18 protein-coding genes and 2 pseudogenes are annotated in these 20,308 nt (G+C 69.9%); 7 read left to right on the forward strand and 13 right to left on the reverse strand.

What is annotated here, in order from left to right:
• Positions 1–26 precede the first annotated feature (26 nt).
• The 4 genes from KJK29_RS36820 to KJK29_RS36835 form a co-directional block, all read right to left on the reverse strand.
• Positions 27–413 (reverse strand): hypothetical protein, encoded by a 387-nt coding sequence (locus KJK29_RS36820; protein WP_215123635.1) that lies wholly within the window; start codon positions 411–413, stop codon positions 27–29.
• Positions 414–662: 249 nt separating this feature from the next.
• A protein-coding gene (locus KJK29_RS36825) for an IS5 family transposase (RefSeq protein WP_370869184.1) occupies positions 663–1,438 on the reverse strand; the annotation gives its coding sequence in 2 pieces (ribosomal slippage) (positions 663–1,150 and positions 1,150–1,438; 777 coding nt in all).
• 208 nt (positions 1,439–1,646) lie between these two features.
• On the reverse strand, positions 1,647–2,243 hold the full coding sequence (locus KJK29_RS36830) for an NADPH-dependent F420 reductase (protein WP_215123637.1): 597 nt from the start codon (positions 2,241–2,243) through the stop codon (positions 1,647–1,649).
• Positions 2,244–2,284: 41 nt separating this feature from the next.
• Positions 2,285–3,103, reverse strand: coding sequence for an inositol monophosphatase family protein (locus KJK29_RS36835; protein ID WP_215123639.1), 819 nt, complete (start codon positions 3,101–3,103; stop codon positions 2,285–2,287).
• A gap of 139 nt (positions 3,104–3,242) precedes the next feature.
• On the opposite strand from KJK29_RS36835, the gene KJK29_RS36840 reads away from it, so the two are divergent.
• The 3 genes from KJK29_RS36840 (at position 3,243) to KJK29_RS36850 (ending at position 6,850) form a co-directional block, all read left to right on the forward strand.
• On the forward strand, positions 3,243–4,136 hold the full coding sequence (locus KJK29_RS36840; protein WP_215123641.1) for a LysR family transcriptional regulator: 894 nt from the start codon (positions 3,243–3,245) through the stop codon (positions 4,134–4,136).
• A gap of 573 nt (positions 4,137–4,709) precedes the next feature.
• On the forward strand, positions 4,710–5,402 hold the full coding sequence (locus KJK29_RS36845) for a response regulator transcription factor (RefSeq protein WP_285439961.1): 693 nt from the start codon (positions 4,710–4,712) through the stop codon (positions 5,400–5,402).
• The gene (locus KJK29_RS36850; protein WP_215123644.1) at positions 5,399–6,850 is read left to right on the forward strand and encodes a sensor histidine kinase; all 1,452 of its coding nucleotides are present in this window, start codon (positions 5,399–5,401) and stop codon (positions 6,848–6,850) included. The genes KJK29_RS36845 and KJK29_RS36850 overlap by 4 nt, the downstream gene beginning before the upstream one ends.
• A gap of 395 nt (positions 6,851–7,245) precedes the next feature.
• Here the strand turns inward: KJK29_RS36850 and KJK29_RS36855 are convergent, their stop codons facing one another.
• Positions 7,246–9,396 carry an MMPL family transporter gene (locus KJK29_RS36855; protein WP_215123646.1) on the reverse strand — a complete coding sequence of 717 codons (2,151 nt, stop codon included), beginning with the start codon at positions 9,394–9,396 and terminating at the stop codon, positions 7,246–7,248.
• A gap of 294 nt (positions 9,397–9,690) precedes the next feature.
• Positions 9,691–10,594, reverse strand: a pseudogene (locus KJK29_RS36860) (sigma factor).
• On the opposite strand from KJK29_RS36860, the gene KJK29_RS36865 reads away from it, so the two are divergent.
• Complete coding sequence (locus KJK29_RS36865; protein ID WP_215123648.1) at positions 10,520–10,984, forward strand: carboxymuconolactone decarboxylase family protein; 465 nt, start codon at positions 10,520–10,522, stop codon at positions 10,982–10,984. The pseudogene KJK29_RS36860 and the gene KJK29_RS36865 sit on opposite strands and share 75 nt — an antisense overlap.
• Positions 10,985–10,998: 14 nt before the next feature.
• On the opposite strand, the gene KJK29_RS36870 is transcribed toward KJK29_RS36865, so the two are convergent.
• The 3 genes from KJK29_RS36870 to KJK29_RS36880 form a co-directional block, all read right to left on the reverse strand.
• Complete coding sequence (locus KJK29_RS36870; protein ID WP_215123650.1) at positions 10,999–12,021, reverse strand: DNA-directed RNA polymerase subunit alpha; 1,023 nt, start codon at positions 12,019–12,021, stop codon at positions 10,999–11,001.
• Positions 12,022–12,467: 446 nt separating this feature from the next.
• On the reverse strand, positions 12,468–13,187 hold the full coding sequence (locus tag KJK29_RS36875) for a hypothetical protein (RefSeq protein ID WP_215123652.1): 720 nt from the start codon (positions 13,185–13,187) through the stop codon (positions 12,468–12,470).
• Between the two features lie 117 nt (positions 13,188–13,304).
• A complete protein-coding gene (locus tag KJK29_RS36880) occupies positions 13,305–13,826 on the reverse strand; it encodes a phosphopantetheine-binding protein (protein ID WP_215123654.1) in 522 nt (173 codons plus the stop codon).
• Between the two features lie 180 nt (positions 13,827–14,006).
• On the opposite strand from KJK29_RS36880, the pseudogene KJK29_RS39070 reads away from it, so the two are divergent.
• A pseudogene (locus KJK29_RS39070) lies at positions 14,007–14,234 on the forward strand (2-oxo acid dehydrogenase subunit E2); the annotation flags it as partial.
• 250 nt (positions 14,235–14,484) lie between these two features.
• Positions 14,485–15,828, forward strand: coding sequence for an FG-GAP repeat domain-containing protein (locus tag KJK29_RS36890; protein WP_215123656.1), 1,344 nt, complete (start codon positions 14,485–14,487; stop codon positions 15,826–15,828).
• A gap of 141 nt (positions 15,829–15,969) precedes the next feature.
• Here KJK29_RS36890 and KJK29_RS36895 read toward each other — a convergent pair whose 3' ends face one another.
• The 4 genes from KJK29_RS36895 to KJK29_RS36910 are packed head-to-tail and all read right to left on the reverse strand — an operon-like array spanning position 15,970 to position 19,484.
• Positions 15,970–17,316: a cation:proton antiporter gene (locus tag KJK29_RS36895; protein ID WP_215123658.1), complete on the reverse strand. Its 1,347-nt coding sequence runs from the start codon at positions 17,314–17,316 to the stop codon at positions 15,970–15,972.
• Positions 17,317–17,342: 26 nt separating this feature from the next.
• Complete coding sequence (locus tag KJK29_RS36900) at positions 17,343–17,762, reverse strand: SHOCT domain-containing protein (RefSeq protein ID WP_215123660.1); 420 nt, start codon at positions 17,760–17,762, stop codon at positions 17,343–17,345.
• A complete protein-coding gene (locus tag KJK29_RS36905) occupies positions 17,762–18,109 on the reverse strand; it encodes a carboxymuconolactone decarboxylase family protein (RefSeq protein WP_215123662.1) in 348 nt (115 codons plus the stop codon). The genes KJK29_RS36900 and KJK29_RS36905 overlap by 1 nt, the downstream gene beginning before the upstream one ends.
• 1 nt (position 18,110) lies before the next feature.
• Entirely contained in the window at positions 18,111–19,484 is a 1,374-nt protein-coding gene (locus KJK29_RS36910; RefSeq protein ID WP_251058036.1) for a hypothetical protein, read from the reverse strand.
• A 346-nt stretch (positions 19,485–19,830) separates the two neighbouring features.
• Here KJK29_RS36910 and KJK29_RS36915 point away from each other — a divergent pair, with 346 nt between their 5' ends.
• Positions 19,831–20,289 (forward strand): cyclic nucleotide-binding domain-containing protein, encoded by a 459-nt coding sequence (locus tag KJK29_RS36915; RefSeq protein ID WP_215123664.1) that lies wholly within the window; start codon positions 19,831–19,833, stop codon positions 20,287–20,289.
• Positions 20,290–20,308: the final 19 nt, after the last annotated feature.

The raw sequence follows: 20,308 nt of genomic DNA on the forward strand, positions 1-20,308 counted from the left end.
GGTCGGACGCCCCGTGGGGATCCTCGTCATCCGAAGAAGAGATCGACGTTCTTCTCAATACAGATGCGCAGCACGGCTGTTAGGCGCTGGGCGTCCTCGATGTGTCTTTCCATGCCCTGATCGGGAGGCTCCTCGCTCGACCAGTGTTCGAGGATGGCCTCCAGCCGCGGCAGGACCGCAAAGCAGTCCTCTACTGACAAGTCCTCACTGTGATCATCTGGGTGGTTGAGAAACGGCTCCAGAGGGGTTGAGAGATCTGTCCACGGCCGGTCCCCGCCGAAGCCGATCATCTCGTCGAGGACAAACCCCTCCTCGAGAGCCAGACGGCGACGGAACTGGGCGAAGCCTCCATACGAGAAGCAAGCATCCGGTCCGTTGACGTCCTCATCACCAGCGAACAGGCACAGTCCCACGGCACCCCCTCCTCTTCAGTGCACATGATCGGCACCGCGGGTATCAGTGGCAATCGGATATCCCAAGGTCCCATCACGCTGGCCTGACTCGCAGACACTGGTGCAGATATCTCCGTACTCCGTGGCGCACTCAGAGGAGTACGCCGACAGCTGGCACGACGAAAGCCGACTTGAGCGCTTCCTGACCAGCTTGGGCGAAGGGGCAACCGCCATGCTCTTCCGCTGCACCGTCTGCGGAGCCCACCTCGCCTACGCCGACGCGTCCTGAAGATCGTCCGTGCTGGTGAGTCTGCGGTAGCAGATGAGGGTGCAGGCGATGCTGACGGAGGCCAGGAAGTGGCTGGCCTTGCGTTCGTAGCGCCGGTGCGGGCGCCGGCACCCGCCGAGCCAGGCCATGGTGCGTTCGATGGCCCAGCGGTGCTGGCCCAGCCGCTGGCTGGAGTCCTTTCCCTTGCGGGCGAGCCGGGGCGTGATCCCGCGACTGCGTAACCATCGCCGCAGATGGTTGTAGTCGCAGCCCTTGTTACCGTGCAGCTTGCCTGGACGACGTCGTCGTCGGCCGCGCCGAGACCGGATCGGTGGTATGCCCTGAACCAGCGGGACGAGGGCTTGACTGTCGTGCAGATTTGCACCGGAAATACCGACGGACAGAGGCAGACCGGTCCGCTCAGTGATCAAGTGGATCTTCGAGCCGTACTTGCCTCGGTCCACAGGATTCGGGCCTGTCACCTCCCCCTTTTCAGAGCCCGCATATTCACCGAGTCGATCGCACAGCGGGACCAGTCCAGCTCGCGACGGAACCCGAGCTCGTCGAGAACCAGGCGGTGGAGCTTAGCCCACACCCGAGCCTTCGACCACTCAGTGAATCGCCGGTGAGCGGTTGCCCCGACGGCCCGAACGAGCCGGACGGCAACTGCTGCCACGTGCAGCCCGACGACGCGACGAACACGAGTCGGCGCCTCCGGCACCACCCGCTGGAACAACTTCCACAGCTCATCCGGCACGAGCCGCTCAACAATTCCCACACCGGAAGGCTACCCGCCCCGCCAAATGAGATGGCTTGTTGGATTTAGCTTCGCAAGCGCGTCCGCCGTGAGATGGGCCGATTTCTCTGTGCGAGGCCGACTGCCGGAAGGGAGCCATGGGTCGCCGTCCGGCGCTGAATCGCCGGCCCTGGCTGAGCTGTCGTATCCGTTCTGGATGCGGGCCCGCCGGGGGTGCACTGTGTGCGGATCAGCGGGCGATCGAGATCGCGAAGGGCGTGAATCCGCTGGAGCGGATCACGTGCGGTACGAACAGTATGGCGGCCTCCGTGGCGCGGGCGGTCTGGATCCCGCCGAGGTCGGTGATCCACTCCTTGCGCCAGCCGAGCTCGATGAGCAGGTGGCGGACGGTCTGCTTGGCCTGCGGGTCCTCGCCGGAGAGGAAGGCATCGGGCGCCTGGGTGAGCGTGGCCGGTGCGGTCATCACCGGGAAGAGCATGGTGTTGAGGGTCTTGACGACGCGCGATTCGGGGAGCGCTTCCTGGAGTTGCTCGGCGAGGCTGGAGCCGCGGTAGATCAGGTCGACGGGCAGTCCGTCCGGTCCGTCGACGGTGGCGTTGGAGACGTCGACGAGGATCTTGTCGCGCAGTTCCTCGCGCAGGGCGACGAGCCGGTCCAGCGAGCCGGCGCCCGGGGTGGCGTTGATGACGATCTGGGCTGTCCGGGCGGCGTCGGCGGCGGCGCCCGGCGTGCGGTCCGCCACGGTCACCTCATGCCCTGCCCGGGTGAGGGCTGTGGCCAGGTTGCCGCCGACGCGGCCGTTTCCGAGAACTGCGATCGTGGTCATGGTGATCTGGTCCTTCCTGAGGTGCAGGTTGTGGTGCGCGGTCAGCGTGAGAGCGTGGCGACGGCCTCGGCGTGGACGCCGGGTGCGGTGGCCAGGAAGCTCTCGCTCTGCGGGGTCCAGGGGCGGCCCTCGGTGTCGGAGATCCGTCCGCCGGCCTCGGTGACGAGCAGCGCCCCGGGCAGCAGGTCCGCGCGGGCGCCGGCGAACTGCCAGAAGGCGTCGATCCGGCCGGCGGCCACGTTCAGCAGGTGCAGGGTCGCGGGCACGGAGGTGCGGACGACGAGCGCGTCGAAGAGCATCGCGGTGATCGAGGAACCGACGCGCCGCACAACCTTCTCGTCCTCGTCCGGCCGGGCCTGGCTGGTGGCCACGATGCTCAGGCCGAGGTCCGCGGTCCGGGAGACGTGCAGCGGCCGGCCGTCGAGGTGGGCGCCCGCGCCGGTGAGCGCGGTGTAGGTCTCGCCGGTCAACGGCAGGTGGACGGCGGTGAGCACCGGCTGGTTCTCACGCACGAGGGTGGCGGTCACCGCCCAGTCCGGCAGGGCGTGCAGGTGGTTGACGTTGCCTTCGGCCGGATCCACGACCCACCATTCGCCGGGCGGCAGCGCCCCGCCGTCCAGCTCGTCCTCCACCCAGCCGGCGTCCGGACGCAGGCGCGTGAGGCGGGGGCGCAGGATGTCGAGGGCCGTGTCGTCGTTGGCGGCGAGCGCGCGCATCAGCTCTTCGCGGGTCTGGTAGCGGACCATCTCGCCGAAGCGCTCGCGCAGCGCTGCACCGGCCGCGCGGACGGCGATCGCGGTCTGGGCGAGCAGGTCGGCGTCGGTGGCGGGGAGGTCAGTGGTCTGAAGCGTTTCGGACATGGTGGTGCTCCTGTGTGAGGAGGGGTGATGGGGCCGGTCGCGGCCCGAACTGCGCCTTGCTTCTTGCGCTTTCGTCTCGAAGGTATAGAGCGCAATCATTAACTTCAAATGCATGTAAAGCACGGCTAGGATTACTCGTATGCAATTGGATTTGAATCTCCTCGCCGCGCTCGACGCGCTGCTGGAGGAGGGAAGTGTGGGCGGGGCGGCCGCGCGCCTGCACGTCACCGCCCCCGCGATGAGCCGGAGTCTGGGCCGAATCCGGCGCACGACCGGGGATCAGATCCTGGTGCGCACCGGCCGCACGATGACCCCGACGCCGTACGCGATCGCCGTCCGGGAGCAGGTGCACGAGCTGCTGCACCAGGTCCAGGGGGTGCTGGCACCGAGCCGTGAACTCGATCTGGCGACGTTGGAGCGCACTTTCACCCTCCGCTGGCACGATTCCCTGGTCGCCTTGAGCGGCCCCGCACTGCTCGCGGCCGTGCGTGGACAGGCGCCGGGCGTGCGATTGCGCTTCGTCGCGGAATCGAGCATCGACACCCCCGAGTTGCGGCGCGGCGAGGTCGACCTGGAGGCGAACGCCAACCGCCCGAGCGCACCGGACATCCGTGCCGAGAAGGTGGGCGAGACCAGCCTTGTCATCGTCGTGAGGCAGGGGCACCCCCTCACCCGCGTCAGGACCGTCACCGCGAAGCGGTACGCCGCCGCCGAGCACGTCACCGTTTCGCGCCGTGGAAACCTCAGCAACGCCCTCGACGACGCCCTCGTGCGACTCGATCTCACCCGCCGCGTGGTGGCGACCGCGCCCACGGAAGCGGCCGCGCTGGAGTTCGCGCGCGGCTCCGATCTCCTGGTCAGCGTCCCCGAAGCCACCACGAGGTCAGCGGTCGCCGACCTCGGCCTGGTCGTGCTCCCCCTCCCGCTCGAATTGCCGTCGGCACCGATATATCTGTCGTGGCATCAGCGCTACGACACCGATCACGCCCACGCCTGGCTGCGCGGGCTGGCGCGCACCGCGCTGGCCATGTGAGGAGCGTCGCGCTGCCACAGCAGCCTCAGGCCATGGGCGAGCCCCAAGAGCGGGACTCGGCATCGGAGAAACCGGGTGGTGCGTGTCGTGCGGATGCTCAGGTCACCACGGCGCACGATGCCGAGCGGGTGGGTCTCGTTCAAGAGGGTCGAGGGCGGCCAGGTCATCCGCTTCCAACGTGTCGTCGGCGTGGGAGCGCAGCATGGTCAGACAGATCTGCGCGTAGCGGCCCAACGCCGGACCGGCCTGGGAGGCGGTGAGGCGGATCTCGAAGGGCCCCGCGCGCGTCCACGGTGAAGCCAGCGTCCATGAGCGTCCGGTCCCATTCGTGCGGCGGCTCGGTGTTCGTCATGCCGTGCAACCGTGCCTTCAGCCCAGGGCGGCCGGCGCCGACGTCCTCTGATTGCCGGGTGCGATGCTGGTCATCTGGTCCTCCCCTGCTCAAGAGCCAAGGCAGGTTCCATTTCTTAGGTATCCGTAAGAGCGCGGTCCCCAGCGACGCTCTAATCCTCGCCTCAGGTTGATCGGGGACAATGAGCGGAAAAAGCATCGACTGGAAGGGGGCGGGCCGGCGTGCGGATCATGATCGCGGATGATGACGTGTCCATCCGTGAGTCGCTGGAGCGGGTGCTCCAGGTCGAGGGTTACGACACCAGCACCGTCGCCAACGGTTTCGCCGTGCTCGACGGGGTCGGTGGGGCCGGCGGTGACACGCTGGATCTGCTGCTCCTCGACGTGATGATGCCCCGCCTCGGCGGGTTGGAGACCTGCCGGCGGTTGCGGGCCGCGGGTCAGGATCTGCCGGTGCTGATGCTGACCGCCCGTGACCAGGTCTCCGACCGGGTCGCGGGGCTGGACGCGGGCGCCGACGACTACCTGCCCAAGCCGTTCGCCACCGAGGAGTTACTGGCCCGGGTGCGGGCCCTGCTGCGCCGGCGCACGCCGACCGACGAGGAGTCGCAGATCCTGTCGTTCGCCGACGTCCGGCTCGACCCCGACAGGTTCGAGGCGTGGCGGGGCGGGCGGCCGCTGCACCTGACCCGGACCGAGTTCTCCCTCCTGCAGGTCCTCATGTGCAACGCGACCCGGGTCGTGACCCGCGACGCGCTGTTCGAGGCGATCTGGGGCTTCGGCATGAGTTCCACCGCCAACAACCTCCAGGTGTACGTGAGCTACCTGCGTCGCAAGTTGGAGGCCGAGGGTGAGCCGCGATTGATCTACACGCTGCGCGGCCTGGGATACACGTTGCGGGAGACTCCTCCGTGAGCAGGCCCGCCGCCCGGGAACCGCGCCGGCTGACCCGATGGTGGCGCCGGCGGTCCCTGCGGACCAGGCTGACGGTGATCGCGGCGACGGCCATCGCGGTCAGCGTGTTCGTGGCCTTCCAGGTGGCCAGCGAGCTACTGGGCTGGGAGCTGCAGGACACCGCCGAGAATCAGCTGCGCGCCGACTCCCGCGTCCTGGCGACGACCGCGGAGCGCGCCGGTCTGGCGCGGGTCCAGCTACCGCCGTATCCCGGAGCCGGTCGGCTGGTGCGGGTCATCCTGCCCGACGGCTCGACCCGGACGCCGGCCGGCCAACCCGCGCTGCCCCCGGTCAGCGAGCACGCCGGGCGCGTGGCGCAGGGCGCGTCGGCCGACCTGATGGAGTCGAACGACAGCGACGACGACGGCTACCTCATCTACACGCTGCGGGCGGGCGACGGCGCGGTCCAGGTGGCCCACGTCGCCGACGACAGCCCGATCAACCAGTTCGGGTTCGGCATGCTGCTGATCGGGCTGCTCTGCGTGGTCGGTGGCGCCCTTGTCGGGCGGACCGTGGCGCGGACCGGGCTGGCACCGATCGACCGGCTGACCGCCGCCGCGGTACGTGTCGCGCACACCCGGGAGCTCGACGCCGACATCCCGGATGAGGGCGGTGGGGAGATCCGGCGGCTGATCCAGTCGATCAACGACATGCTCGCCGCGCTCCGGGACTCCCGGCGGGCCCAGCGGCTGCTCGCCGAGGACGCCGCCCACGAGCTCAAGACCCCGCTCACCAGCCTGCGCCTCAACGTCGAGCTGCTGATCCGGCTCGATCAGCGCGGCACCCTGGACAGCGCACTGCCGGCGGAGAGCCGGACCCGGCTGCTCAACGATCTCGGCGCCCAGGTGGCCGAGTTGAGCACCCTTGTCGCCGAGCTGACCGACCTGGCGCGCGGTGACATCAGCGACGAGAGCACCGAGCTGCTCGACCTCGCCGACGTGGTGGTGGCCGCCGCGACCCGGGCGCGTTCCCGCATGCCCGACATCGAGGTCGCGCTCGATGTGACCTCTGTGTGGGTGAGCGGGCGTCCCGCTGCGCTCGAGCGGGCGGTGCTCAACCTCATCGACAACGCCGGCAAGTGGTCTCCCGCGGACCAGCCGGTCCAGGTCCGGCTGAGTGCCGAGGGCACGTCGGCGGTGCTCGAGGTCGACGACGCCGGGCCGGGCATCGACGCCGCCGACGTACCGCGGGTGTTCGACCGGTTCTACCGTGCCGACAGCGCCCGGGCGTTGCCGGGATCCGGTCTGGGGCTGTCGATCGTGCAGCGGGTCGTCGACGCCCACGGCGGCCGGGCCACCGTCGCCCGCTCCGCACGCGGTGGCGCGCTCCTTCGGGTCGACCTCCCGGCCGCGGCCCCGCCCGCCCCGATCGATCGGCTCACCACCGGGGATGACACCGCGGTTCGCTGACCCGCCCCGGCGGCGCGGCGCAGAACAAGGGACGGCGGCCCTCGGCATGGCCCCGCGCGGCTCACCGGCAGGGCAGGACACCGCGGTGCGCCGACCTCAGCCCCGGCCGCACGGCCCGACCTCAGCCCCGGCCGCACGGCCCGACCTCAGCCCCGGCCGCACGGCCCGACCTCAGCCCCGGCCGCACGGCCCGACCTCAGCCCCGGCCGCACGGCCCGACCTCAGCCCCGGCCGCACGGCCCGACCCCAGCCCCGGCCGCACGGCCCGACCCCAGCCCCGGCCGCACGGCCCGGCCGCGTGGCGCAGGAGACCAAAGGGCGGCGGCCGTCGGGCCCATGAGAAAGATCCGGGACGGGCCTGGGGCCCGTCCCGGATCTCGTTCGTGCCGCCGCGCTCACCGTTGCAGCGCGGGCTCCTCGTCGTCGGCGAGCGGCTGTTGACCGTCCGGCAGCTCCGCCGCCGGCCGGGACAGCCGGCTCGGCCACCACATCCGCCGGTCGATCAGCAAGGTGAGGGCGGGCACCAGGACCGACCGCACCAGCAGGGCGTCGAGCAGCACGCCGAAGGCGACCAGGAACCCGACCTCCACCAGCATCACCAGCGGAAGTGTGACGAGGACCGCGAACGTGGCCGCCAGGACCAGGCCTGCCGAGGTGATGACGCCACCGGTGGCCGAGAGGGCTTTGAGCATGCCCTCTCTGGTGCCGAGACGCACGGTCTCCTCCCGGGCCCGGCTGGCCAGGAAGATGTTGTAGTCGACGCCGAGCGCCACCAGGAACAGGAATGCCAGCAGCGGCACCGAATAGTCGATCCCCTTGAACCCGAGGATCGTGTCGAAGACGAATACGCTGCCGCCGAAGGCCGCGGCGAATGAGACGATCACGGTGGCCATCAGGACCAGCGGGGCCAGGATCGCGCGCAGCAGCAGCCCGAGGACGATCAGGACGACGGCGAGCACCAGCGGGATCACCAGCTTCTCGTCGCGCTTGGTGGTCACCTCGGTGTCGAGGTTCTCCGCACTCGGCCCGCCGACGATCGCCTCCGCCCCGCTCACCGCGTGCACGGCGGTGCGCACCCTCTTGATCGTGTCGTACTCCGCGACGGTGTCCGGCGCGTCCTTCGGGAACACGGAGATGTTGGCCCAGCCACCGCTGGTCTGCTCCGGGACGGCCAGGGCCACACCGCGAGTGTCCTTGACGATGTCGAGCACCCGCTCTTGCTGCGCCGGTCGCGTGAGGACCGTCATCGGCTGGCCGCCGAGCTCCGGGAAGTGCTGGCGGAGAACGGTGAAGCCGGTGACCGACTCCGGCGCGGACAGGAACTGGTCCTGCTCCCGCAGGGCGCCGGTGTTGCCCGCCAGTCCGAGGGCGAGCACGCCGAGGACTCCGAGCGAGCCGAGCGTCGCCACCCACCGGCGGCGGCTGATGGCCGTGCCGAGCCGTCCCCACAGCCCCGGCTTCTCCTCCACGGCCGTGCTGAACCGCGGGATGGCCGGCCAGAAGATCCGCCTGCCGAGCACCACGAGCACTGCCGGGAACAGCGTCAGCATGGCCACCAGCGCGCACAGGATGCCGGCCGCGCCGATCGGGCCCAACCCGCTGGTGCTGTTCAGGTCCGCGACGAGCAGGCAGAGCAGGCCGGCGACCACGGTGGCCGCGGACGCGACGATGGCCGGCGCCGCCCCGCGGAGCGCGTGGACCATCGCGACCCGGACGTTCTCATGATGGTGCAGTGTCTCCCGATATCGAGCGATGAGCAGCAGCGCGTAGTCCGTGCCGACGCCGAATACCAGGATCGTCAGCAGCGCCGAGTTCTGGTCGTTGACCACGATGCCGAAGCCCTTGACGAGCAGGTAGACGGTCCCCATCGAGGTCAGTGCGGCCGCGCCCACGGCCACCAGCGGGATGATCCACAACACCGGGCTGCGGTAGGTGAGAATGAGCAGGAGCGTGACGACGGCGATGGTGGTGAGGAGGACCTGCTCGTCGATGCCGTCGAAGACGGCGTCCATGTCGCCGTCGATCGCGCCCGGGCCGGTCACGTCGAGTTCCAGGCCCAAGGGGCGGTCCTTCGCGGCGTTACGCAACGGGCCGACGATGGCCTCCGGTTCGCCGTGGGTCGTGCTCACCTCGAGGGTGAACATCATCGCCTCGCGGTCGGTGGAGGGGCTCGTCGGTGAGCCCTCGTCGTCCTCGCCGGCCGCCGCCGTCGCCTTCGGCGGGTACCGCTTGGCAAGGGTTTCGTAGTGGCGCTCGACCGTCGCGCGGTCGGCGTCGGTCATGCCGCCGGCGCGGTGGTACACGAAGACGAACGTGTTGCTCTCACCGTCGGGGAGACTGTCCTCCAGCACCGCCACCTTGGTGGACTCGGCACTGGCCGGCAGGGTGTCCACGGCGCTGTCGGTGGTGACCGAGCTCAGCTTTCCGCTCAGCGGCACCATGCCCGCCGCCAGCACCAGCCACAATCCGATCACTAACCACGGCACCCACCGGCCTGCCAACCGACCGGCCGGCGCTTCCCCGGACGGCGCTGCGTTGACTGCCATCACTGGCCTCCTACATACGCGTTACATCGCTTGTCTGGACGCCTACTTCGTACCGAGCGAACCTGAGGCGACTGTTAATACGGTGCTCAGGCCGGTTGGCCGAACCATGTGCCCAGCGCACGCACCAGCGTGGTGGCGTCGAGGTCCTGCCCGGGAGGCAAGGCTCAGGCGACACAGCCGTCGGGCCGGATGAGTAACGCGTCGACGTCCACCCGGTCCGTGCGGGCGGTCGTTGTACTTCAGGACTCTCCGCCGATCGGTGCGGGGCACTCACGGCAGTTCGCCGGTGGAGAGTCACACCGGTTCCGGCAGGTCCGTGAGCGTGAGTTCGGCCGGGTCGACCATGGCGGTGATCTCGGTGATGCGGCCGTCGGTGACGGTGAAGGCGAGCAGGGACAGCGGGGTGCCGTCCTCGTTCCAGGCAATGACGCCGGGGCGCCCGTTGACGGTCGCCGCATGTCCGTGGGCCGTGCCGCCGGCCACTCGGGCGCGGCCGGTGACCCTGGTGGCCCCGATGGTGACGAAACGTCCGCCGGGGGTGTGGACGGTGAACTCCACCTCGGGGTGGAGGACTTCCAGCAGCCGTTCGAACCGGCCCTCGCGGGCCGCGGCCAAGAACGCCCCGACCACCTCGCGTTGGTGCTGTCGGTCGCTTGCCGACTGCCGCGCCGCCTGCACCTTCCGGCGGGCGCGGCTGGTGAGCATCTTGGTCGCGTCGGTGGACCGACCTGCCGGGGACGGTGCTGATCTCCCCGTGGGGCACGGCGAACACGTCGTGCAGCACGAACGCCAGGCGCTCGTCGGGGCGCAGCGAGTCCAGGACCGTCAACAGCGCCAGGCCCACCGAGTCGCCCAGTGCCACAAGCTCTTCCGGAGCCGGGCCATCGTCGAGCGTCACGGTGAGTTCGGGCGGCCGGTCGTCGAGGGGAACTGTCGGGCGCGTGCGGCCCGAGCGTAGAAGATCGAGGCTGATGCGGCCGACCATGGTGGTCAGCCAGCCGCCGAGATTGTCGATGGCGTCGGCGTCCTGGCGGGACAGACGCAGCCACGCCTCCTGTACGACGTCGTCCGCGTCGGCGTGCGAGCCGAGCACGCAGTAGGCAACGGCTGTGAGCCGGTCGCTGTGCGCCTCGAAGGCCTCGGCGATCGGATCGGCACCGACAACCCCGGCGTGTGGAAAGCGGTCGGGGACCTGCAGAAGGCGATCGCCGCCGGGGGCGTCGACCCGAAGCTGCTTGCGCTGGTCCACCTGCGCGCCAGCCAGATCAACACCTGCTCGGCGTGCGTCCACGCCGGTGTCGCCGGAGGGAAGAAGGCCGGTGACACCGACGAGCGGCTGCACAACGTAGCGGCGTGGCGTGAGGCTCCGTTCTACACCCATGCGGAGCGCGCGGCACTGGCGCCGGCCGAGGCCGCCACCCGGCTGCAGGACGGTGCGGAGGGAGTCACCGACGAGATCTGGGAAGAGGTCAACGCCCATTTCACTGAGGAGCAGCTCGGCGCGATCAACTTGGAGATCGCGCTGACCAACTTCTTCAACAGGATCAACCGCACCATCAAGGAACCGGACGGCCAGACCTGGCGCTGAGCCCAGCGCGGCATTCAGTACTGCTCGGTCTCCATAAAAGGCCCGTTCTCGTCGTCGTGTGCACCGAAGGCGTCGGCTGCAGCGGTCGGGTCGATTCCGGGCGGGCTGTCCTTGAGGCCCAGGCCCATGCCGGCCAGTTTGGCCTTGATCTCGTCAATGGACTTCGTACCGAAGTTGCGGATGTCGAGCAGGTCCGCCTCGGAACGCGCCATGAGCTCACCCACGGAGTGGATGCCCTCGCGCTTGAGGCAGTTGTAGGAGCGGACCGTGAGGTCGAGCTGCTCGATCGGCAGCGCCAAGTCGGCGGCCAGGGCGGCGTCCGTCGGGGACGGGCCTACGTCGATGCCCTCGGCGTCGATGTTGAGCTCACGGGCCAGACCGAACAGCTCGACCAGGGTCTTGCCGGCCGACGCCATGGCGTCACGCGGACGCATGGCCTGCTTGGTCTCGACGTCGACGATCAGCTTGTCGAAGTCGGTCCGCTGCTCGACACGCGTGGCCTCGACCTTGTACGTGACCTTGAGCACCGGCGAGTAGATCGAGTCGACCGGGATCCGGCCGATCTCCTGGCCGACCTGCTTGTTCTGCACGGCGGAGACATAGCCGCGGCCACGCTCGACCGTCAGCTCCATCTCCAGCTTGCCCTTGCCGTTGAGCGTGGCGAGGACGAGGTCGGGGTTGTGCACCTCGACACCGGCCGGGGGCGCGATGTCGGCGGCGGTGACCAGACCCGGGCCCTGCTTGCGCAGGTACATCACGACCGGCTCGTCGTGCTCCGAGGAGACGACCAGCTGCTTGATGTTGAGGATCAGGTCGGTGACGTCCTCCTTGACGCCCGGCACGGTGGTGAACTCGTGCAGGACACCGTCGATGCGGATGGACGTGACCGCCGCACCCGGGATCGAGGACAGCAGGGTCCGGCGCAGGGAGTTGCCGAGGGTGTAGCCGAAGCCCGGCTCCAGCGGCTCGATCACGAACCGGGAGCGGAATTCGTCGACGACCTCTTCGGCCAGGGATGGACGCTGAGCGATCAGCACGGGGTGTTGCCTCCAGTGATTTCGCGCCCGCTAGTGGCGCTGTGGATAAGTGAAGGGTACGAGGCGATACGAGTCTCCGCAGGCGCCGAACCGCCCTCGGCCAGGAGGTTGCGAGCCTTGCCCCCGCCGACCGGGCCCGGCTCGTGCACGTCGACCAGTGCTGCCCGGCATCTACGGGGCCTCGATGCCGACTGCGCGGCCAGGTGCTCGACCACCGGCACGGCACCGATCGCGGGTCCTCCAGGAACAGGCCGACGTACCGCTCCGGCATCATGCAGCGCCGAGCGACCGAGCAGGCCCCGCTCGCGGCGGCCACGAAGTGTGATGACCGGGAGAGCATGGAAATGCTGATGAGTGCAGGGCCTTGTCGCGAGCTGGACAGCGCACGCTCAATGCCGAGTGCACCATCCTGACGTGGTGCCCGCCAGCCGGGCCCGTCGGCAGTCTCAACCTCGAAGCTCAGCAGTCTTCCGCGGATCGTCCGCCAGAATGCGGGCCGCGAGCTGTCGTGCCTGCTCCTCCACGGGCTGATCGTGCGTGACGAACAATTCGTACCCGTAGGAACACGCACGCTCCCCAGGAGCCTGGAGGACCTCGTGGAACTCGACATCGACCCCCTCGGGGCTGGTGAACTCCTCGGGGATGTCGGGCTCCGCGCGTCGTGGCCATACACCCGTGAGAACGCAGCCCCATTGCTCGAACCAGCCGCTGTCGGTAAGGGTCTGCTCCAGCAGGCGGGCAACGGTGTCCACCGGCTCTTCCCAGCTGCGGTCCGCTGCAGCCCGCGCGAGTTCGGCTTCGTACTGGGCGGCATCGAAGCGGATGTCCGCAGGCACGGCAGTGACGTCGCTGGTGTTCTCCCAGGCGTCCCAGATCACCCGGTCGCCCTCGCGGCGCATGGTGACGTACAGGGCGCCGCAGCAGCCGGCGGTGCAGGGCGGCTCGGTGATCATGACTCTGCGCGGCTCCTTCGTGACCGTCAGCGGCCAGCTCTCGGCCGGGCCTGTCCAGTGTCGGCAATTGGGTGCCACCCCTTCCGGGTGGACGCCCTCCAGAACGTCTACGCCGTCAATCAGGGGTCGTACCTCGGCCCATGGATCCGCCGCCCAGTCGTCCGGGATCCTGTGCCGCAAAGTCAAGGTGCTGATCGCCATCTGATCGGTCATCCACACATGATCGGCGGACGCCACGCAGCCGCATACTCATTTCCGGCCGTGATCAGCCTCGACTCCTGGAGTGTGTGGGCACCGTGAGCCGGAGTCGGTGCACGTCGTGGGCGCCCGTCACCCGTCCAAAGACCTGAGAATCCCCACCGATTCGCGGATCTTCGGGTGACGGTACAGCTCCCGCAGGCGCAGGGGTGTGACGCCGCGGGTGCGTTGGGCGGCGGCGATGCGGACGGCGAAGAGGGAGTTGCCGCCGAGTTCGAACAAGTCATCGTCCGGGCCGACCGGGACGCCGAGGACGTCGCTCCAGATCTCCGTGAGCGTCATGGTGAGGTCATCGGTGGCGGGGAGCATGTAGTCGGGCAAGACACCTGCGTCCCGTTCGCGGATCGTGGTGGGGTCGGCCCCGGGCGACAGGACCACGTAGGCGTCCATCGTGGCCGTGGCGGCATCGGTCGGGTCGTCGCGGAGTACCACGACGGCCGCGGTGCGCACGTCGGGGTCCTCCAGCAGGAGGCGGGCGAGTTCGGTGACGCGGCGGCGTTCGGCGAGCGGGTCCCTGGACGGAACGGGGACGTCCTCGATCCACAGCCCCTGCGTGCCGGTGGGTTGCTGGGAGGGGGCCGGGCGGACGCGCATCGCGTGACAGCGGAACCGGAGACCGCAGTGGCCTCGAGGTGAACAAGGCTGGCCACTCGGAGCACCGTGAACGCGAAGCCACTCATCGGTCAGGCGTCCGCATCCCCCTCGACGCGGCCGCGGAGAAGTTCCTCCATGCCCACCGCCACACACCCTCCGTCACCATCTGGGCGGACGCCGATGCCACCGGCCTGCTCGCCGCCCGTGACACCCGCGACACGGGCCTGCCTCTCCGGGCTCGCCGCCTTCCCCGAACTGAACGCACCGGTGGACACCAGCCGGGCGGAGATCGTCCGGCTGCCGCACGTGCACCTCGGGTTCGCCGCCCAGACCGAGCACGGCCTGGGCGTTCCCGTCATACGGAACGCCGACCGGCTGCCCCTCGACACTCTCGCCGCCGACCTGCGCCGCCTCACCGACCTCGCCCGGCGTGACACGGTCCCCGCCTGCCACCTCACCGGCGGCACCGCGGCCCGCGGCCGGATTCCTGCGCCACGTGATCGCGTGCGTCACCGCTCCCGAGAACACCGGACCAAGCCGATGGGACCTGTCGCTCGGCCACAGGGTCGAAGACGTCGGCCCGGGGCCGTGCATCACCCCCGTAACAAAATGATCAGCTTCCTTGTGCGGGCCGCGGCCACGCCCGTGAAGTGGGCTGATGCACTTTCCGAAAGCAGGCGGTCCGTTCTTCCTCCACCTGCGCATGTGGCACGCCGTGCCGGCCTTTCTCGTCGTGGTGGCCGTCGTGGCGTTCGTCGCCCTTCTTCCGTCCGACGGCGCGCGCTCGGTGCCCAACAGCCCCTGCCGACCGGCCGATTCGGCGCGCGAGGACACGCCCGCGGCCCTCGACCTCGACGGGGACGGCTTCGATGATCTGGTGCATGAGATCTCCGACAGGGCGGAGAGCTTCGACGTGACCGTCGTGCCCGGCTCCGAGCACGGACCGGACCACGACCGCACGACCGTCCTCACCCACGACGACCTCGGTCTGCCGGACGACATCCAGACGGGCGACGATCCGTGGCAGCCCACGGTCGCCGACCTGGATGAGGACGGTCATGCCGACCTCGTCGTCAGCGGCGCCGCCCAGGTGCTGTGGGGAGGCCCCAAGGGCCCGCAGGCCGGCGGACCGCAGGGGCGTGTCCCACTGCCGGGCAGCGGATACAGCACCGCGCCGATCGCCGGCGACTTCGACGGGGACGGCCACACCGACCTCGCGGTCTTCAGGTTCTCGAACGAGGATCAGGAACTGGTCGTCCTCAAGGGGCCGTTCAAGCGCTCCGGTGCTCCCACCAGGACCGTGGAGATCCCCAGCCCGGTCCACGAGGGCGCGTCACCCGTGCTGGTCGCCGGGGACGCGAACGACGACCGCGCCACCGATCTCGCGCTCTACGACTCCCCGTGGGATCCGCCCCTGCTGTTCACGGGCGGCGCCCGTACCGCCGGCGGCCTGAGCAAGGAGCCCGAGCGGCTGCCGGAAGGCGAGAACGTCGTCTTCGGCGACTTCGACGGCGACGGGCGGCAGGACGTCGCCATCGGCCGGAGCTTCGTCGACAGCTACGACGAGGTCGACACACCTCACCGGCGCGGCCAGGTCAGCGTCCGCTACGGGAAGGAGCCGGGGGAGTGGGTCACCATGGACGGCGGCGACTTCAAGGAGGGCTTCGGCGCCAGGCTCGCCGCCGGAGACTTCGACGGCGACGGCTGCGACGACCTGGCCGTGCAGCTCACCAGGAAGAAGGAGGCGGGGGACGCGCGGATCGAGGTGCTGCGGGGCGGCTCCGAGCACGGGCTCGGATCGAAGCCCTGGCGCACCACCAAGCGCTCCGTGCCGGGCGACGACGGCCCCGTCGACGCCGGACTCTTCGCCGTCCACGACTGGGACGGCGACGGCCGCGCGGAACTGGCCCTTCTCGGCGGTGACGGATGGTGGATCACCGATGGCACGGACCGCGACGAGGCATCCTTCCCGGCCTCCCCCAGCAAGGGCCAAGGTTCGTAGGTTCTCCCATACCTGGAAGGCTGTGGTGCTCTGGGCGGTGCGCGACGAGCTCGGGCGCCCGGTGTCCTCCGCGGTCATGGCCTCTCGGTCGAAGCGACTGCGTGTCCTCGTCGCTGGGTCCGTCCGCTCTCCCTATCGTGCCTAGGGCGGCGCGTGCCCGGTCTCTCCCTCCCCGGGCAGGTTCTCGCGCAGGTGTGGTCGCCGGGCGGTGGCTTTCCGATACCAGGTGCCGTAGCGCTTCGCGAGGACCACGGCCGACATGCCGTGCAGGAGGATGCTGAGCGCGACGGTGACCGCGATGACCCGGCCGAGGAGCTGAACGCCCGGGACGTGTTCCTCCACCAGGAGGAGTCCGAAGACGACGGAGGCGAGGCCGCGCGGTCCGAACCATCCGATGTAGGCGATCGTGGGAAGGGCCAGGCCGGACCCGGTCAGGGAGAGGGCGACCGGCAGCATCCGGATCACGGTGAGGCTCAGTACGGCGTAGACGACGATCCGCCAGTCGAGGTCGTCCAGCGTCGGCCCGAGCAGAACGGCACCGAAGACCAGGAAGCTCAACGAGGCGAGCAGGTCGGCGAGATGACCGGCGAGACCGGCGGAGTCGTCGACGGCGTCCGGTTCCTGAGCCGGTGTCTTCCGGGGCGTCTCAGTGGGTTCCCGGGGAGGTGCCGCCGCCGTCTTCGCCGGTCCGCTGCGCCGCAGGGCCACACCGAAGGCGAACCCGGCCACCCAGGCCGCGATGAAGCCGCTTCCGTCGAAGGCGACGGCCACGGTGTACGAGCCCCCGGCCACGGCCAGGACGAAGGTCTGCCGCCAGTCACCGCTGATCCAGCCCTTCGCACGCGACCAGCGCAACAGCCACCCGCCGAGGCCTCCCGCGATAAGGCCCCATACGGTGCTGAGCACGAGCGCGCGCCAGAAGACTCCGCCGGCTCCCTCCTCCGAGGCCATCGTTCCCGGCAGAGCCGCGAGGAAGAGCACGAAGAAGGGCAGCGCCATACCGTCGTTGAGGCCGGATTCGACGTTCAGTCCGCCGCGCACCAGCGGCGGGACACGCCGGTCGGACACCGCCGTCTTGCCGAGAGCGGCGTCGGTCGGCGCGAGAACCGCACCGAGCAGGGCCAGTTCCCACAGCGTCAGCCCCGGCAGCAGGGGCCACGCCAGCAGCCAGCCCGCCCCGATGGTCAAGGGCAGACCGATCCCCAGCAGACGGCCGGGGAGGAAGCCGCCCAGGCGCAGATCCCGTCGCCGTACGGACATCGCGTCGGTGAACAGGACCAGCGTCAGGGCGGCTTCGACCAGGGTGAGCACCGGCCCCGCGTCCTGCTCCAGGTCGAGCAGGCCGAGCCCGATCGGGCCGATGGCGATCCCGCAGCCGGTGAACACCATCGGCGCCGACACGACGGTCGTGGCCAGCCGCCGGGAGAAGAGGGCGTACCCCGCCGTCACGGCGACCACGGCCGCCCCCGCCCACACGCTGCCGCTCACCGTGCCTCACCCGTCAGGGCGTGCGGTCACGAGTGCAGGACCTTCTCCTTGGCCTGGCGGAACTCCTCCTCGGAGAGGTCGCCACGGGCCCGGACCTGCGAGAGCTTCTCCAGCTGGTCCACCTCGCTGGGAGGGCCGGTGGCGCCGACGGTCTCGCGGATGTAGCGGTCCGTCTCGTCCATCTTGGCCTTGACGTGGTCCTGTTCACGCTTGCCCATGCCCTTGCCCCGGGCGACGACGTAGACGAAGACGCCCAGGAAGGGGAGGACGATCGTGAAGACCAGCCAACCCGTCTTGGCCCAGCCGCTCAGGGAGTCGTCACGGAAGATGTCGACGATGACCCGGAAGAGCAGGAAGATCCACATGACCCACAGGAAGATCCACATGATCGTCCAGAAGGCGCCGAGGACCGGGTAGTCGTAGGCCAGGTTCACATAGCCGCCCATCACCGCTCCTCCTCTCCGGGGAGGTCCAGCCCGAACGCTTCGCCGATGGCGCGCGCGGCGGACACCACGCGGGCGCTGCCCACCACGGGGGCGATCGCCACGAGCGTTCCCTGGATCTTCTCCAGCGGTACGCCGACGTCCGCGGCGGTGCCGATGTTGAGGAGGTACGAGGGAGCGGAGGCGTCCATGGCCACCAGAGCGGCGATACGTGCCAGCAGGTACGTCTCCTCGTCCAGTCCGGACCGCTCGAACGTGTCGAGCGTCATCTGGACGAGCGTTTCGAACACGGGCGCGTTCGCCTCGGCGAGAGCGGCGACGCCGCCCGCCCCTGTCTCTTGCTCAGCCATCTCAGGCTCCTTTCCCTGGGGTTTGATGCGACATACGGCTCGGCTGCGCCCTCCCGGAGGCCGCGGCGAGGATTCCGAGGAGGATCAGTACGAGGAGGACGATGCCGAGGACGAGCGCCACGGACCCGGGCGTGGGGTAGTTCCACAGCACCAGGGCGAGCGCCCCGCCGGCGATGACGATGCCGGTGGTCCACTTGCGGTGCGCGTCCAGCCAGTGGCCGGGGCCCCCGGTGCGCATGCCGTGGCGCGCCATGGCCCGGCCCGTCGCCCCGGTCCCGCCCGTCGCCGCGCGTCTGATCCACCGGGCACCGCGTCCGGGCCCGTACAGGTAGGCGGCCAGCGCGGTGATGACCGCGATGACCAGGACCGTGACCGTGCTGTTCTTGAGGAAGCGCAGGAAGATGTCGTAGATGTCGGCGGCGGTGTCCTGCGGCAGGGCGGTCGTGGCGACGGAGTCCAGATAGATCTGCCGCATCACGGCGAGGCCGACGAGCAGCACGATCATCATGACCCCGATGCCGATGGCCGTGGTCATCAGGGCGACGCGGTGCGCGGGCCCGCTCCAGACGGCGAGTGCCGCCAGGACCAGGACGAGGACCGGGAGCCAGACGCCGAGGATGTTCAGCAGGCGCATGGCGCCCTGGGCCTCGTTGAGCTTGTCGGTCTGGAACAGGGTGATCGTCTTGTCGACGTCGGGGATCTTCGAGGCCTGATCGAACCCGGCGTCCACCAGTCGCTGCTTGACGTTGTCGACGACGGTGCCGATGTTCAGGTCGATGCTGTCGTCACCGGCCTGGACGGCGCTGCCGCCCTCCCCGGTGAGGACCTTGACGACGGCGGCGTGGGCCCGCCGGTTGGCGTCGTCCCACACCTCGGCGAACTGGTCGCTGGTCACCACCCGGTGGACGATGCTGTGGACGGCCGAGGTGAGCGCGCTCGTCAGCGGGCCGGTCAGCGCGTCGGCGCCCTGCACCACGCGCGGGGGTGCGCCTTCCCGCTGCAAGGTCCGCCCGACGGCGTCGGTGAAGGCGGCGACATCGACGTTGTCGACCACGCGCTTGGTGAGCCGGTCGGTCACGGTGTTCTGGACGGAGGGCTCCGTGGCGATCGGAGCGACGGTCTGGACGTACCGGTCGGTGTCGGCCACCTCCGAGTCCACCCAGGCGGCGACCACGGCCAGTGGTGCCAGGAGGAAGGTCAGGATCAGCAGTACGGAGGTCGCCGAGTAGCGCAGACGCCGGTGGTGAACGGAGGCCGCTGTGCGCAGCCGTTCGTACTCTTCCCGTTCCGTGGAGTTCAGCGGAGGGCCGGCGGCCGCACGGTCGCGTCCTTCCGCGGCGGACGAGGAACCAGAGGAACCATCGGAGGACTCCATGAGTCTCCCCTGTGACACTTTGGCTAGTTTTGTCCCGCTCATCGATGTTAGCGAGGGTGAGCGGACGGCGCATGGCCGGCCCTCACGGGTGCTCTGGAGGGCCGGATGTCGTCGTACCGCCGGCGGAAGTCGTCCCGGTCGAGTTCTTCCACGACGGAGTCATCAGCCAGTTCGAGGGACTGACCGGCCCCCGCCAGGGACGTTCGGCCCTAGTGGGCCCGCGGTGGTTCGGCACACCCTGAAGTCAACGAACCCGTGGCGACCGGCAGCGCCGGAAACAGACCGCGGGCCCGCGCGAGGAACTCGCCGCCCCGCTGCCGCAGGGCGGCGGAAGGGAGTCTGAGCGATGACCTCCACCACCACCCTGTCCGTGGCCCTCCCGGCCGCGCAGCGCGAACGGCTGATGCGCCTCGCACGCGAGGTGTCCTTCGACGCGGGCGCACGCCTCTTCGAGGAAGGCCGGCGGGCCGACCGGTTCTGGATCGTGCGGACGGGGACCGTCGTGCTCGACCTCCATGTCCCGGGCCGGCGGGCCGCTGCCGTCGCGTCCCTGGGACAGGGCGAACTGGTCGGCTGGTCGTGGCACTTCCCGCCGCACGTGTGGCACCTCGGCGGAGAGGCGATGAGCCCGGTGCGGGCCTTCGAGTTCGACGCGGAAGCCGTGCGGGCGATATGCGCGCAGGACGCCGAGTTCGGCCGCGCGATCGCGGACTGGGTCGGCCGTGTGGTCGCGGACAGGCTGCACACGTCGCGCATCCGGTTGCTCGATCTGTACGCCCCGTACGGCAGCGGGAGCCCGGCATGAGCGAGGTGCCACGGCCGCA

The sequence above is a fragment of the Streptomyces koelreuteriae genome (genome assembly GCF_018604545.1).
Lineage (GTDB): Bacteria > Actinomycetota > Actinomycetes > Streptomycetales > Streptomycetaceae > Streptomyces > Streptomyces koelreuteriae.